The 13707-nt window shown below is 67.2% G+C and carries 13 protein-coding genes; 3 read left to right on the top strand and 10 right to left on the bottom strand.

Translation table 11 applies throughout. The features are described from left to right. Nucleotides 1-50: 50 nt before the first annotated feature. Both ADL29_RS03800 and ADL29_RS42345 read right to left on the bottom strand, forming a co-directional pair. On the bottom strand, nucleotides 51-662 hold the full coding sequence (locus tag ADL29_RS03800; protein WP_053922339.1) for a GNAT family N-acetyltransferase: 612 nt from the start codon (nucleotides 660-662) through the stop codon (nucleotides 51-53). Nucleotides 663-1241: 579 nt separating this feature from the next. Then, nucleotides 1242-1910 (bottom strand): RDD family protein, encoded by a 669-nt coding sequence (locus tag ADL29_RS42345; RefSeq protein ID WP_157878375.1) that lies wholly within the window; start codon nucleotides 1908-1910, stop codon nucleotides 1242-1244. A 487-nt stretch (nucleotides 1911-2397) separates the two neighbouring features. On the opposite strand from ADL29_RS42345, the gene ADL29_RS03790 reads away from it, so the two are divergent. Continuing rightward, nucleotides 2398-2871 carry a nuclear transport factor 2 family protein gene (locus ADL29_RS03790; RefSeq protein ID WP_053922395.1) on the top strand — a complete coding sequence of 158 codons (474 nt, stop codon included), beginning with the start codon at nucleotides 2398-2400 and terminating at the stop codon, nucleotides 2869-2871. Between the two features lie 113 nt (nucleotides 2872-2984). Here ADL29_RS03790 and ADL29_RS03785 read toward each other — a convergent pair whose 3' ends face one another. The 7 genes from ADL29_RS03785 to ADL29_RS03765 all read right to left on the bottom strand — a co-directional run bounded on the left by ADL29_RS03785 (nucleotide 2985) and on the right by ADL29_RS03765 (nucleotide 10664). Next, on the bottom strand, nucleotides 2985-4400 hold the full coding sequence (locus tag ADL29_RS03785) for a lanthionine synthetase C family protein (protein ID WP_053922337.1): 1416 nt from the start codon (nucleotides 4398-4400) through the stop codon (nucleotides 2985-2987). Continuing rightward, nucleotides 4397-7486: a lantibiotic dehydratase gene (locus ADL29_RS03780; protein ID WP_169795182.1), complete on the bottom strand. Its 3090-nt coding sequence runs from the start codon at nucleotides 7484-7486 to the stop codon at nucleotides 4397-4399. Before ADL29_RS03780 ends, ADL29_RS03785 begins: the two co-directional genes overlap by 4 nt. Nucleotides 7487-7743: 257 nt before the next feature. Next, nucleotides 7744-7881: a hypothetical protein gene (locus ADL29_RS43300; protein WP_157878374.1), complete on the bottom strand. Its 138-nt coding sequence runs from the start codon at nucleotides 7879-7881 to the stop codon at nucleotides 7744-7746. A gap of 206 nt (nucleotides 7882-8087) precedes the next feature. Next, nucleotides 8088-8306 (bottom strand): hypothetical protein, encoded by a 219-nt coding sequence (locus ADL29_RS43295; protein WP_157878373.1) that lies wholly within the window; start codon nucleotides 8304-8306, stop codon nucleotides 8088-8090. Between the two features lie 39 nt (nucleotides 8307-8345). After that, nucleotides 8346-8924: a nitroreductase family protein gene (locus ADL29_RS03775; protein ID WP_053922335.1), complete on the bottom strand. Its 579-nt coding sequence runs from the start codon at nucleotides 8922-8924 to the stop codon at nucleotides 8346-8348. Between the two features lie 38 nt (nucleotides 8925-8962). After that, complete coding sequence (locus ADL29_RS03770; RefSeq protein WP_053922334.1) at nucleotides 8963-9907, bottom strand: EamA family transporter; 945 nt, start codon at nucleotides 9905-9907, stop codon at nucleotides 8963-8965. Between the two features lie 40 nt (nucleotides 9908-9947). Continuing rightward, the gene (locus tag ADL29_RS03765; RefSeq protein WP_209004392.1) at nucleotides 9948-10664 is read right to left on the bottom strand and encodes an iron-containing redox enzyme family protein; all 717 of its coding nucleotides are present in this window, start codon (nucleotides 10662-10664) and stop codon (nucleotides 9948-9950) included. Nucleotides 10665-10826: 162 nt separating this feature from the next. Between ADL29_RS03765 and ADL29_RS40450 the strand changes: the two genes are divergently transcribed. Continuing rightward, nucleotides 10827-11363: a CGNR zinc finger domain-containing protein gene (locus tag ADL29_RS40450; protein ID WP_078970713.1), complete on the top strand. Its 537-nt coding sequence runs from the start codon at nucleotides 10827-10829 to the stop codon at nucleotides 11361-11363. A gap of 154 nt (nucleotides 11364-11517) precedes the next feature. Here ADL29_RS40450 and ADL29_RS03760 read toward each other — a convergent pair whose 3' ends face one another. Next, nucleotides 11518-12399 (bottom strand): ParB/RepB/Spo0J family partition protein, encoded by an 882-nt coding sequence (locus tag ADL29_RS03760; protein WP_053922333.1) that lies wholly within the window; start codon nucleotides 12397-12399, stop codon nucleotides 11518-11520. Nucleotides 12400-13218: 819 nt separating this feature from the next. On the opposite strand from ADL29_RS03760, the gene ADL29_RS03755 reads away from it, so the two are divergent. Further along, on the top strand, nucleotides 13219-13656 hold the full coding sequence (locus ADL29_RS03755) for a helix-turn-helix domain-containing protein (RefSeq protein WP_053922332.1): 438 nt from the start codon (nucleotides 13219-13221) through the stop codon (nucleotides 13654-13656). Nucleotides 13657-13707: the final 51 nt, after the last annotated feature.

Raw genomic sequence — 13707 nt, 5'->3', positions numbered from 1 at the left:
CTGGCTCCCCTGAAAGGTATCCGAATTTCTGGACGGGCCCGCTTCCGCCATTACCTGCGGCCAGCCGACTCCGGCCGCCCGAAGTGCTCCAACCACTCCGGCGCCAGGATCGACATCACCGCAGCGTCCACCCGCTCGCCCTCCCACAGCAGCGCACCCCGCAGCACTCCCTCGGGGACGAAGCCCACCTTCTCGTAGACACGGCGAGCCCGTGGGTTGAACGCGTACACCTCCAGCGAGATGCGGTGCAGCGCCAGCTTCTCGAAGCCATAACCGACAATCAGCCGGGTCGCCTCGGTCCCCAGGCCGCGACCATGGGCGCCCGGTACGAAGGAGATCCGGAAGCTGCAGCTCTCGTTTCCCGGGTCCCATTCGTTGAGCACCGCCTCCCCGACCACGTCCCCCGTCGCCCGCTCCACCACGGCAAGGTCCAGCCGGTCGTCCTGGCCGGCGCGCGAGCCGTACCACGCCCGCAGTTGTGCCTCATCCGGCGCGCCCTCCCCGTGACTGCCGGTCAGCCGTGCCACCTCCGCGTCCCGGAACATGGGCATCAGCGCAGAAACGTCGTCCACCGTGACGGGCCGCAGGACGACCAGCTCTCCATCCAGCGTGGGCTTGAAGCGGAACCGGCGGAACGGAACGTCTCGCTCATGATCGGTCATGTCTGCAGTGTGTCCGGGCGACGGGCCCATTGTCCTCCGGTTATTCGCCTGCGCACCGCGCCTGCATGGCATAAGCCCACCGCTGCCCGGAGCCACACCGGGCGAGCAGGTAAAGCCTGCGCACCGTAAGCGGGATCAGTCCCACCGTTCCTGAGTCGTAGGTGACGTTCGAGCAGTGCGCTGAAGTGCCATGCGAACTCGTCTTTGAAAAAGGGCAGTTGGGGGGAACGGGTCGTCTGGCAGCGCGGCAGTTGTGCACAGGCGTCGTAGTGTCAGGCGGTGTTCGTGACGGCAGAGGATCGTCGTCCTGGTGGTTGGCCAGCTGTGGCTCGGAGTACTGCTGGTCAGGGGCCGGCGCTCGACAGGGTGGGCTCTCTGGCTGCGCCACCAGTTGTCAGCCCACCCGGGTGCCTGGTGCTCGGCGCCCCTCCAGGAGCCGACCGAGCGGATCGACGGGGGAGGGGCGCGGGCGGTGTTCGATGCGTGGGTTGGATCCAGAGGCGGAACGGGACGGGACGGGACTGGATCCGGGGCGGGCTCGGGCTTGCTTGCGTAGGGAGAAGCCCGGTCCCGCGGCCGCTAGTGGCCCTGCATTTGGGTGGCCGCCCGCAGGTCCCGGTAGCGGACCAGGCGGACGCCGCAGAAGTCGTCGGGGCCCTCGTCCGCGGAGTCCATGAGCGCGGCGATGATCCAGATCACGACGAAGACGAGGCCTCCCAGCCAACGGCGGAACAGTCGGGGCAGGTAGGGGCGGGTCCCGGTCTTCTCGTAGATCACGCGGGTGCGGGTGGCGAACTTGCCGATGCTCGCACCGGAGATACGGGCAAGGATCACATGGTTGAGGAAGGAGAAGCCCAGGCCTCCGCCGAAGACGATGAGGAGATCTTTCGAGAAGGGCAGATGGGCTCCGGAGGAGACACGAAGGGCCACGAAGGCGGCGATCAGGGTCAGCAGGCCGTCCAGGGTGACTGCCCCGATGCGGCGCATGTCGTTGGCGGGCTGGGGGATACGTGGGGCCATTGCCTGCTGCGGAGACGGCTGCTGGTAGGGGTGCTGATACGGGTGTTGCTGTGCGTATGGCTGGGAGTGCTGCGGTGCGTAATGCTGGTGGGGCGGCGGAACCTGCTGAGGCGTCGGCTGCTGGTACGGGTGCTGATGGTTCTGCGGGTGCTGCTGATACGGGTGCTGAGGCTGATGGTTCTGCGGCTGCTGCTGAGGTGCCTGATGCGGCAGGGGCTGGTCGTACATGGGTGCGGATTTTTCCATGTCTCAGGCTGCGGCGTCACACGCGTGTCGGTATGTAGCGGGCGAGGGGAAGCCGTACAGGGAGAAGCCGTATCGGACGTCGGTGATTTTCTTGGGTCGTTGGTCCCACTGACCGCCGAGGGGCCTCAGTCGCGCCCATTCCGGCAGGTGACCGGTGAGCCGCGGCCGGCCTGGGCGTGAGGTGCGGTACGGCTCGGTGGCGACATGGGGCCGCATGCGGGCGGCATGGGGGACAGCGGGTGAGTCTTGTGCGGCAATGCGCCGCCGGGAGGGTGCCCGATATCCCGGGTGCTTCAGGGCAGGGGGTTTCGTCGATGAGGCTTCTCGAGATCGGCTGTGACCGGAGTGTCGCTTTAAGGACATCGGCCTGCGCGGAACGGGAGACCTGAACGGGTAGGCACGGCACACGTGTTGAGGGATGCCTGGGAAAGCCTTTCAGTTCCCTCCGCGGGTCTGATAAGAGTTGATGATGGTTGCTGACACTCTTGATCCCATGGAACGTCTGGTTGCCGAGCGGGCCTGTGAGCGGCTGATCATCGAGTTCGTCCGTCGGCTCGACCTGGGCGACCCGAGCTCGGTGGCGGACCTGTTCACGCCGGACGGGGTCTGGGAATGGCCCGCCGACGATCGTCGTATAGAGGGCCGCGACGCTCTGCGTGCCTACTTCGGGTCCCGGCCCGCAGACCGTCTGTCCCGCCGCATGTGCACGAACATCCTGGTCACCGTGGACTCGCCAACCGCCGCCACCGCAACGACGTACTTCGCGACGTACCGGGTCGACGGCTACGCAGGCGGCATGGTGCCCGTCAGGCTTCCCGCGAACGTGGGGCACTACGAGGACACCTTCCGCAACGTCGACGGCAGGTGGCTCCTTGCCACCAGGACCACGTTCCTGCCCTTCGGCGGAACGACCGAGCGTCTCGCGGACTCTGGCCAGTCGTGACGTGGAGGTGCTGAGCCATGAGCGCCCAGGTTCCCTCTTGACTGTGGAGAGGTGACGGCAACCGGCCGGCATGGCGTCGGTGGTGCATCGTTCCGTACAGGCATTCCTCGTCCTCAGCCCATGAGGAGAGCCGTGTCCCAGGTGCAGGTGTCCGGGAGGTTGCCGCGCCTGGCATCGGCATAGGAGATCAGCGCCAGCGCCACTCCCGCGGCGCCCTGCAGCAGCCCGGGCTCATCGACTCCGGGGGCGCCTGGGGTCGGAAGCAGAGGGAAGCGGTAGCCGAACGCGGTCTTGGGGTCGAAGTCCTGGGCAAGTTCGTGGGCCAGCCGACCGGCGGCTTGCCACAGTTCTGGGTCCCCGGTGTCCGACGCCATGCGCACGGCTGCCTGGAGGATCCCGGCTCGCCCGTGGCAGAACGTGGCGTCCGGCATCTCCGTTCGTCCGTACGGCCCGCGGAAGAGGGACCGCATTGCCTCCACAGCGGCCTCTGTCAGCGTCGGTGCGTTCAGTGCCCGCCCGGCCAGATAGAGGGATCGCGCCACTCCCGCAGTCCCGTAACACCAGCCGGTCCGGGGGCGGGACGGCATCGCAGCGGGTGGGATGCGGCCGGTCTCTTCCTCGAACGCCACGCGGCCCGGCCAGTGCACGCCCCGCTCATCGGTGAGGCGCTTGCTCAGCACCCAGTCGGCCATGGCGCGCAGGGCGTCCTGCATGTGAGGGACGCGGTATCCGGCCTGGTGCGCCACGGCAAGGAGCGACAGGGGGCCGCAGATGCCGTGGGCGATACCGAGGTTGAAGTCCCCGCGCGGATAGGCTGCCTTGTCCGCTTCCGGGACCAGCGGCAGCTCCGGGTCGCTCCACCAGCCCGGGACCGTGCTCCCGTGTGCCTGTACGGGACGTGCCATCGAGGTCAGGAAGCGCAGGACGTCATGCAAGACGGCTGCGCACTCTCCGCTGCCGATGGCGGCGCCGGTCATCAGACGGCGTCCTGCGCTGGTCAGGCCGTAGAGGAGATCGTATTCCGGGTAGGCGAGGCCGGGTCCTTTGGTGCGCAGGTGCGTGGTGAGTGCGTCGAGCGAAGCCCGTACCGCGGAGGCATGCACCGGGGCGGCGCGCTGCAGCAGGCGAGAGTATCCGTCATGTGCCTGGGCATGGAGAGAGGCCGACAGCAGGAGGTCTCCGATGGTGTCCTCACTCGCGGAGGCGAGCGCCGCCGACAGGTGGGCGTGTGCTGTCCTGGCCCACGTGCTGTCGTCATGGGCCAGGCGGGTGTAGAGCAGGGCGATCCCGGTGTGCCCGAGCCACAGTTGTGCGGGCTGCCACGGCGGCAGGGGGACGTGCGCGGGGAGCTGCTCACGTGCCTGCCGGGTGCGACGTGCGACGTCCTCCGGTGTACGCAGCCGCTCGGCGACCGCGTGGACCGCGTACAGCACTTGGCCGTCAAGGCCGGTGTCTGCGAGATCGGCGGAGCTGCTCGGTCCGTTGCCGGCCTGCAACGGGGTGTGCTTCACCGTCCGCGTGTGCTTCATCGGCCGTGTCGCATTCTGTTGAGCCGCAGGGCAAGCGCCTCGCGGGCTGTCGCATGGGCGAGCATTTCCGCATCCCTGTCGAGGCCGAGGAACCGGTTGCAGTGCATGTGGGCGAGGCTCTGCGCAACCGCCGGCAGACCTGCCGACCCTCCCTCGCCCACGGCACGGCGGCGCAAGGCGTCACGAAGCCCGCGGAGAGCCGTCCGGCGTGCCTCCCAACCGGTGCCGATGGCCGGCGGTTGAGCCCTGCCGCGCTCGTCGAGCAGCGCGCTCAGTGCCTGTTTCTCGGACCGCTGCACCGTGCCGCGCAGGGCCAGGACCGGCTCGCCGCCGAGGAGCTGCAGCGCTTCGGAGGCCGTGCACAGATGGGACAGGATGTCGAGGATGCCCAGTGCGGCCAGTGAGACGGGGCGCAGTTCCGCCCGCCGATGCAGTGGCTGGGAGAGCTGGCCCAGCACCACGATGCTGTCGGCGTGGAAGAAGTGTTCGGCGTGAGCGAGGGCCGCCGGCCCGCCGTATCGGTGGACCTCAGGCTCGTATGTGTCCAGAGTGAGGCGCGACAGGAGCCCAGCGTCGGTCAGTTCCTCCGTCCACGTCCGCAGCGCGGGCAGCAGTTCCGACCACAGCGCCTCGGGTTTGCCGTGGAACCGCAGTCGCAGATGGGGGGCCGGGTCGGCGTAGCGGAGAAAGAACCAGGTGTCGATTCCGGCGATGGAGGCCAGAGCCGGGCCGGTGAGCCGGCCGAGATGGCGGGCGAGTACCGCAGGCTGATGGTGTTCGGGCACATAGAGCTTCGCGTACAGCCATTGTCCGCCAGGCAGGTGGCGGGGCGCGGCGCCCGGTGTGCCGTGCATGCCCTGTGTTGCCTTGCGCGCGGTGGCCGTGGTGTCGTCGAGGTCCGGTCCGCTGCGTGGTGTCGCATGCCGCCGAGCGCCGGTGCGTCTGAAGACGGGGAAGACGAGTTCGCAGGCATGCGGCCCGTCCGGGCCACGGAACCAGTCGTTCGACGCAGCCCCGCCGAAGCGCTCCATCACCTTGAGTCCGGGCATACGGCGCAGCTCGTCGCGGAAGAGCATGAGATGCAGCGGGTTGTCGAGGTCCACTGCAATGCGGTGGTCGCCCCTGCAGAGCAGAACGTTCCGTGGAACGCGCCGTCGCTGCTGCCACTGATGTACCTGAGGGGCCCACGCTGCGTCGTCGCGTCCGACTGCCGCGGCGGACAGTGCTGCGTCCGGTGTCCAGTGTGCGGGGCACAGCACGGACCGGCCGTACCTGACCCGGGGCAGTGCGGGCGCCGTCGCCCAAGACCCCCAGCTCCAGGCCCCGTAGGACTGCTCGTGCTGTCTGCCCAACTCGGTCAGGAACCGCGCCACATGCGGGAAGTGTCCGCTGAGAGGGTTGAGCATGGAGTACGACAAGGGGCGTAGCCGCTGCCCGGTGAGCGTGTGCTCGAGCTCCAGACGATCCATGGTTGCTCGGACTGCCAGGTTGTCCAGACACAGGTCCTGTGTGGTTGCCGCCGAGGCGGGACCCACTCCGAGGGGGATCCGGTGCGCCAGCCACTGGGGAACGGCAGTGACATTGGCAGTGCGTGCCACGGTGGGGCGGAACGCGACCGTGACCGGCAGTTCGCTGCCATCGGCAGCCGCTCGGCCCCGCTCGACCAGGCGCTGGACACGGGCCGTCGCCGACTCCCCGAGCGCGGGAGCAAAGCGCCCGAAGGACGCCGTGGCCAGCGGAGAGACCGGGCTCAGCCCCAGTACCAGGCGGAAGTCACCGGCACACAGTGACTCCCAGCTCTCCGCCACCACTTCGGCGCCCATGTCAGCGGACGACGGGGCTCGCCCGCGCCCCTCGTGGGGCAACTGACCGATGATCCGGTCATCGAGGACGATCTCGTCTGCGCCCCGGTGCATGGCGTCCCAGAGCAGTTCGCCGAGCAGTCGGTCCCGAGCCGGATCCCGGTCCCCATCCCGGTCCCGTACCTCACCCCGTTCCCGATCCCGGCCCCGATCACCGGAGGCAGTTTTCCGGCAGCCGTGGCTCTCCTCCGCGACGTCCGGCAGTCCGAGGCCGCGCGCGTCGTCCAGCAGCTCCAGTACGGGGACCGGCCGTCCCGTTCCGTACCGCTCGAGGAAACGCGCGTGGTACGCACGCATCCACTCGCTGCCAGGGGAGCTGGGGGCGATCCGCCACAAGGCGGTGGCAGCACGTGCCGCCTCGTCCCCGACGTCGACAGGAAGGGTGAGACGAGCGTCGAAGGCCAGGTCGGCCTGGAGGAGGTGGTCGGCTGTGGCGACAGCCTTCATGCGGTCCGTGGCCGTGGTCAGTGCGGCATGGCGATGCGCCGTCGACGCCGAGTCGAGTGCGGACAACGACCCCTGGATCCCGCGAAGTTCGTCGACCAGTGGGTGGTCGAGTCCCTCGAGCCGGTGCAAGACGTGGGGGAGAGGGGTGCCGCAGTCGGGCGGCGGCGCGAGGTCGGTGAGCAGAAAGTGACCCTTGACGAGCTGCTCGAAGCACCGCTCGACAATTTCGCCGGTGGCGTGCGGGAACCGGTCACCTATCTCTCGCAGCAGATCGTTCCAGGCCACGGGCTCGCGCGCCGCTCTCATGATCACGCGGACCACCGAGGTGCAACGGACAGAGGGAGCCAGTTCCTCGCTGCCGGAGCTGGTGTGGACATCGACGAGGACGAGCCGGCCATCGCGCACGGTGTGCAGGGTGTTGGCCACCAGACGCGTGCGCCGAAGCACCGGCCGCACGGTCAGGAGCGTTTCGAGGACCGTGTGCAGCCAGGCGGCGTCCGGCCGGCTCACGCTGCGGTGGTCACGTCCGACGTCCAGACCGGGACGGGCGCCGAGCTCGGCGAGGGCGACACCGGCGAACAACCCGAACGGAGTGGGCCGCTGGACCATGCGCAGGTGGTACTTGGTCAGCGCGGCAGTCGCCCGCCGCAGTACCTTGGACCGCACCGGATGGCCTTCCCTTATGCGCCGCGCATCGTCGGCGAGGCTGGGACTGGCAAGAGACACGGCATCCATGAATGCGGGTACGGACGCCAGGCCGGCTATGTAGGCCCGCATCCCTGAATCGTCGTCCGCGCCGCGGACCGGCCACGGAGCGGCAGCTTCCGCCGAGGCTCCCGGATATGCATCGCGTGCCGAGGGCGAGGGCAATGCGGCGGCACGCAACAGGACCGGTCCGGAACACGTGAATTCCGAATCCTTGTCGTCCTGGGTCACCACAGGGAACCCCATTCTTTCGCATCCGGGAATTCATTCCGTTCGGTCGGCCGCAGTGCCGGGTGGGGCCGCATGCGCCACCCGGCACTGCTGCTACATCACTGCTGCAGACACATCGGGCACGTGACCCAGCAGGTTCCGGTGACCGCCGCGGTCTCCGATATGTCGGTCCGGTGCTTCACGATCTCCACATCCAGATCGAGGTCGAACTCATCCTCGGTGGTGACATCGTGCATGTCTGACCTCCCATATGAGCGTTTTCGGCTTCGAGTTCGCTGATGCCGAATTCCTCTGTGGTGCTGCGCATGGTGTTGCCAGAGGAATTCGTATTCGGCGATCGGACGGTAGGACGCTAAGTGAAGAATTCCGGGCGGTCAAGGCGCTCGCCGAGGTGCGAATAGCGACGGAGGGGAAAGTCTGAGTGGGTCGCAAAATTCCCCGCTCACGCACCCGATGAGTGCACGGCGGATCGCCCCGGGGCGGCCTTGAGCAGTGCTCCATTGAGCAGGACGACCAGGCACCCGCAGGTGGACAGGCAGTACTCGATCTCACCCTTGGACGTGAGATGGCGGGACAGCAGGATCCATGCTGCACCGCCTCCGAGCACGGTCGCGCAGACAGGGCACAGTTCCGGGGTGGCGTCCGTTAATTCGGGAAGCATGGAGCCAGCCTGATGTAATTGTCTACTTCAGGACAACCGTTACATCCGCCCGCTGCCGGATCCCGCGCTGGTCAGAGCGGACAAGGTGGTGAGCCGGCCCGAGACGTCGCACAGCTCGCGACGCTTCCTGGCGGCGTCAGGCACCGGGGTACCGATATAGAGCCAGCCCAGGAGGTCCTCGCCGTCCGCGAGGTCCAGAAGCCGGCGGGCCCGCGGGGAGTGCACCAGTGTGCCCGTGCGCCAGATGCTGCCGAAGCCCCGGGCGTGCAGGAGCAGCATCAAGGCGTGGGCCATCCCACTCGTCGCGGCAAGTTGTTCCCACTCGGGCACCTTGTGCCCCTGGACGGGGGAGAAGACCAAGGAGGCGAGCAAGGGGGCCCGCTGCACCTTGGAGGTGACCTGAGCCTGCCTGCCCTCCTGGGCTTCCTCGGCGAAGCAGGCGCCCAAGGCATCGCGATCATCGCCCCGTACCAGCACCCAACGCCAGGGACGCAGGCGTCCGTGGTCCGGTGCGGCGGCTGCCACCTTCAACAGATAGGTGAACTCGTTGTCGTCGGGCGCCGGATCGAGCAACAGCTGCTCGCTTCGGCGGGTCAGCATTGCCGTGGTGACATCCATGCCATCTCCCTTGCCACACACCCGATAGTTTCCTGTTGTTACTCCACCGAGCCTGTCTGTCCCGCTCGAGGCTGCGAGACAGCCCCGTCGGGCCGTGCGGGGGCGCCCCTGCGGTCCCGACGCTCCGGCCGGCGGCCGGCGGCTCGGACCGACCAGGCACTGGCAGCGACGATCAGGGCGATCGCACAGCCCTGCTGCACGGTGATGTGCTCGTGCAGCAGCGCGAACCCGACACCGGCGCCCACCGCAGGGCTCAGTGAGAGCAGAATCCCGAAGGCACGTGCGTCCATGCGGCGCAGTGCGGTCATGTCCAGCGAGTACGGAATGAGCGATGAGAGCAGCGCCACGAGAAGCCCGGTGCCCAGCACCGCCGGATGGCGCACGACGGCGGCGCCCTGTGTCACCGCTGCCACCGGGACAAGCAGGCAGGCGCCAATGGTCAGCGCGATGGTGAGACCGCTCCAGTCATCGAAAAGACGTCCCACTGTGCGGTTCAGAAGCACGTAGGAGGCCCGGCAGGCGGCTGCCAGCCCTCCCAGCAGCAGGCCTGCCACCGGCAGCGATGCTCCAGGAGCGGCAAGCAGCACTACTCCCGCCACCGCCGCCAATGCGCAGACGGCGTCCGTCATGTGCCGGGACATGGCGAGCGCCACTGCCAGCGGACCGAGCAGCTCCACCGTCGAGGCGATGCCTATGGGCAGGTAGGTGATCGCCGTGAAGTATGCGACGTTCATTCCGGCGAAAACCACCCCGAGCGCGGCCGCGGCACGCCACTTGTGTGCCGCGACCGCGCGCAGGTTCGGGCGGACGAGCGCCCACATGATGACGGCGGAGAACAGCAGACGCATACCGGCCAATGCGGTGGCCCCGACCTCGGCATAGGCTCCCTTGGCCACGGCCGCCCCCACCTGCAGACTGCTGATCTGGGCCAGTACGAGTAAGGGGGCAAGCCTTCTGCTGCGATGCACCTTGTCGACCTTCAACGTCGCTCCGAATTCTCCAGCCGTCCGGCGAAGTTGACCGTCAGGCCGTCTTCCGCCGTGTCATCTCTGCGGCAACACCGCGCCAGTAGTCGGCGGTAAGGTCCACAAACCGCGTGAAGCCCTCGGTGACCACCGCCAGGTCGTCCTCGTCACGGCAGACCGCGGCCGCTGAAATCGCCGCCTGGATCTTGTGGTCCTTCTCGGCCTCGCCGATGTGCACGTAGAAGTACTCACATGCCTCGTGGAATTCGTCGTCGGTCGCGTAGACGCTCTTGTAGTTGCGCACGCCCTCGTAGAGCCGCGTGAGCATCGAGTAGGCCAGATTTTCCTGCGCCAGCAGAGCGCCTTGTACCGTGCGCTGGTCATCGGACTCGAACAGCGCACGCTGCCCGGAGCTGAAGGCCGTTGTCGTGGGGAGAGCAGGGACAGCGCGGACCTCCGCCGCAGTGACCTGTTCGCCCTTCAGGCGCGTCAGCAGGTCGGCGAGGAAGGATTCCAGCAGAACCAGGTGAGCCTTGGACGGATCACCGTTTCCGTACTCGGAGTACAGGTTCTTGACGCACTCCACACGTGCGTCGAGGTCTTCCGTGTTGAGTACGGACAGAGCCACCATGACGCTGGTGTTCACGGTGCGTGCCAGGTACTGCTCGGCGAACACGCTGACCTCGCCGAAGGACAGCGGCCCGCCCATCCACCGGTCATAGAAATCGTTGTTCAGCGCCTCGCTCTTGTGCACCGATGCGGCCAGATTCTCCACCGACTTTTCGATGGAAGTACGGTCGTGTTCCTGAGTGAGAACGGACATGTGCTCTTTGACACCTACTCTGGTCGGCTGTCTTCTGCACGCGCCAGGACGCCGGCTATCAGCCAGTGCAGGGAATAGCTCGACGACCTGAGATCACGATGTTGTAATACCCCTATGCACTTCAACCATTACGGCGGTGAATCCGCCCGCCTGGCAGCGGAGTTGGCCAACAGTGCGTCGCTGTGGGAGCCCCATGAACTGAAGCCGCTCCTGGAAGCACACGGCATCGTGGAATGCGTTCTCACGCCTGCCCAGACGGCGGAGATCTGGGAGTGGAGCCGACGGGTCGGTGCCTGCTTCGGCAATCAGCCGCTGGAGCAGCGTTGTGCGGAGATCAACAAGTTATTGGCGGAGGCCGCGAGCCGGCCCTACATCTCCTTGCACGACGGCAATCCTCATATGCACTACAGCGCCGTAGGAGCCGACCCGGCAGCACACATCAAGGCGGTTACCGCGGCAGGTCTCTCGTACGTCGTCTGTTCCGCGGGGCCGGGGAGACTGGGACGATGCGCACGCGCCACGTGCCACCGGGCATTCGTGGACACCTCTCGCAACGGACGACGGGCCTACTGCTCGGTCAGATGCGCCAACAACGATGCGGTGGCGCGGCACCGGGCCACCGGCTCTGCCACACCACACGCGGTCACATAAGAAAGCCCGGACTACCGCGTGGAAAGACCAAAGACCACAAGTGCGCGCAGGACGAAGGAATACAGCCTTCGCCTGCGCGCCGGACATCACGCGGGACACAGCCCGACCGCATCCACGAAGGATCCGTACGCGATCCGGTCCTGTTGCCGCGTCATCAATCGACGTGGACAGCCTCGAGCTGCTGAGCGAAACGCAGCCAGTGCTCCGCGCACATCTTCGCGGCCCGGGCCATCGTCGTGGCCCGGTGCTCCGGCACGCCGGCCGCCAGCCTGTGCCATGTCTCCTCATCGCGGACGGCATGGCTGCGTAACAGTTGCAGAATGGCGCGGCCCGAATCGGTGCGCATAGCGGGATCCCGCAGCAGGCGTTCCCAGGCAGCGCGGAGATCGAACGGCGAGAATTCCGCAGATCCACTGCCGTGGCTGGTCGGCATGCCGACTGGGTTGCCGGTCTGTTCCGCTCGCTTCGTGGTGCCTCGTTGCCGGCAGGGCAGCGGATCCTGCCCCGTGCGTATCCGGTCCCGTACGTCTTTGGCCGTGGCGACACTGATCCCGGCTTGCTCGGCGATTTCCCTCAGGGTGCTGCCCGGATGGGCCGCAATCACCTGACTGGCCCGTACGCGTCCTTCGGCGGCGTCCAGGGGACGGGCCCGCCCGTCGCGGCCCACCCGCTTTTTCAACTGCTCGGCCGACGCAGTTGAACGGGACCGCACAGCCGCCACACTGCTCGCCGCCAGGCCGGTGGCCTCGGCAATGCGCCGGTCGGACCACTGGGGATGGGACGCGATGATACGGGTGACCGCACTGACCCGGTCGGCCCGGCTGAGCGGGAGTCCATGCGCCGTGTTCAGCTTGACGGCCTCGACAAAGGCGGCTTCCTGCGTGCCGTCGAAGAACCTCACCCGTACACGGTCTTCATTGTTGAGTTCGGCGGCACGCAGCCGGTGCATGCCGTCGATCACACGCATCGTCGACCGTCTGACGACGATGGGCGGCAATTCGGTGGCCGTCTCGGCCAGCAGCTGTACATGCTCCATGCTTTCGCCTCCCGACCGAGGTGAGTCGGACGGGAGCAGGGCCGAGATGGGCACCGTCGCCCCCGGCGCGCCGAGTAATTCACCGGTGCCCCCGCAGGAACCCGGATCACCCCCGCATTCCGGGGAGATTCCACCGGAGCGATAGGCCATCACTCAGGCCTCCCGACTGCCCGCGCGGGGAGCTGGAGCCAGGCTGCCCCGCCGACCGCGGCACGCCAATGCCTCAGAAATGATGGACCGTGCGACTGGAAAGTCATCGAGCATCCCCTTGTCGTGCGCGGTTCCGGTCAGGTCGTGCGCCGCGGCGGCGGTGTCCTCGCACAAGGCCCGAGCGCTGATGCGGTCACATGCATGCCGTTTCAGCTAGGGGTGGCGGCCCTCATATGTCGGGTATCCACGCACTTTCGTCGGAACTCCACGAGGGCTTATGAGGGGAGAGCCTTGACAGCAAGTCACAGCGCTAAGCGGAAGAGATCCACAGGCGGGAAGGTTCGTCTCGGTCGGAAAGTCAACGATCGGCGATGCTATTTTCACCCTGTGATCGTGTCAACTGCTGTAACAGAGAGCATATTTGATCATGCTACAGGAGTGTGTGCCGATCGTGCGGTCCGAAGGTTGCCGTCGACTCGGTTCGGGAGGAAGTGCCATGCTTCCTGCCAGGGCAGGGGATGCCGTGGGGGCCGGACAGGGCCGCTCACCGACGGGGGCCCGCCGACCGGTCCGGGTCGCAGTGCGCCACCCGGTATCCGCGATTGGCTGTTACGGGTATCGACTTGCCGAACAGAAGGCGAGTAGGTTCCACCGGAAGGAGGTGCGGCTTTGAACGGCACCACTGGTGGGTGCGGCAAGACGCTGGCCGACAAGCTGAATCACCTGTTTGAGAGCGTGATTCCTCCGGGCCGCGGTCAGTACAGCACTGACGAAGTCGCCCGCACCATCACGGCGGATGGAGTGCCGATCTCCGCGAGCTACATCTGGCTGCTCCGCAAAGGGCAGCGGGATAACCCCACACTGAGGCATCTGGAGGGGCTCGCCAAGTTTTTCGGGGTACCGCCGGCCTACTTCTTCGATGATCAGGTGACGTCGACGGTGAACGGCGAGCTCAGCCTCCTCGTGGCCTTGAGGGAGTCCGGTGTTCAGCATGTCGCCCTCAGAACGGCAGGTCTGTCGCCCGAGAGTCTGCGCTCGATCGGTGAAGTCATCGAACTGGTCCGTAAGTTGGAAGGCCTGTCCCGGACGCCCCCTGAGGCGTCATAGCTCCTGGACCACCCCGACCCATGGCTCGTGCACCACCGTGGTGTGCCGCTG

The organism is Streptomyces chattanoogensis (assembly GCF_001294335.1).
GTDB lineage: Bacteria > Actinomycetota > Actinomycetes > Streptomycetales > Streptomycetaceae > Streptomyces > Streptomyces chattanoogensis.
This window is presented reverse-complemented; position numbering and strand designations above follow the sequence as displayed.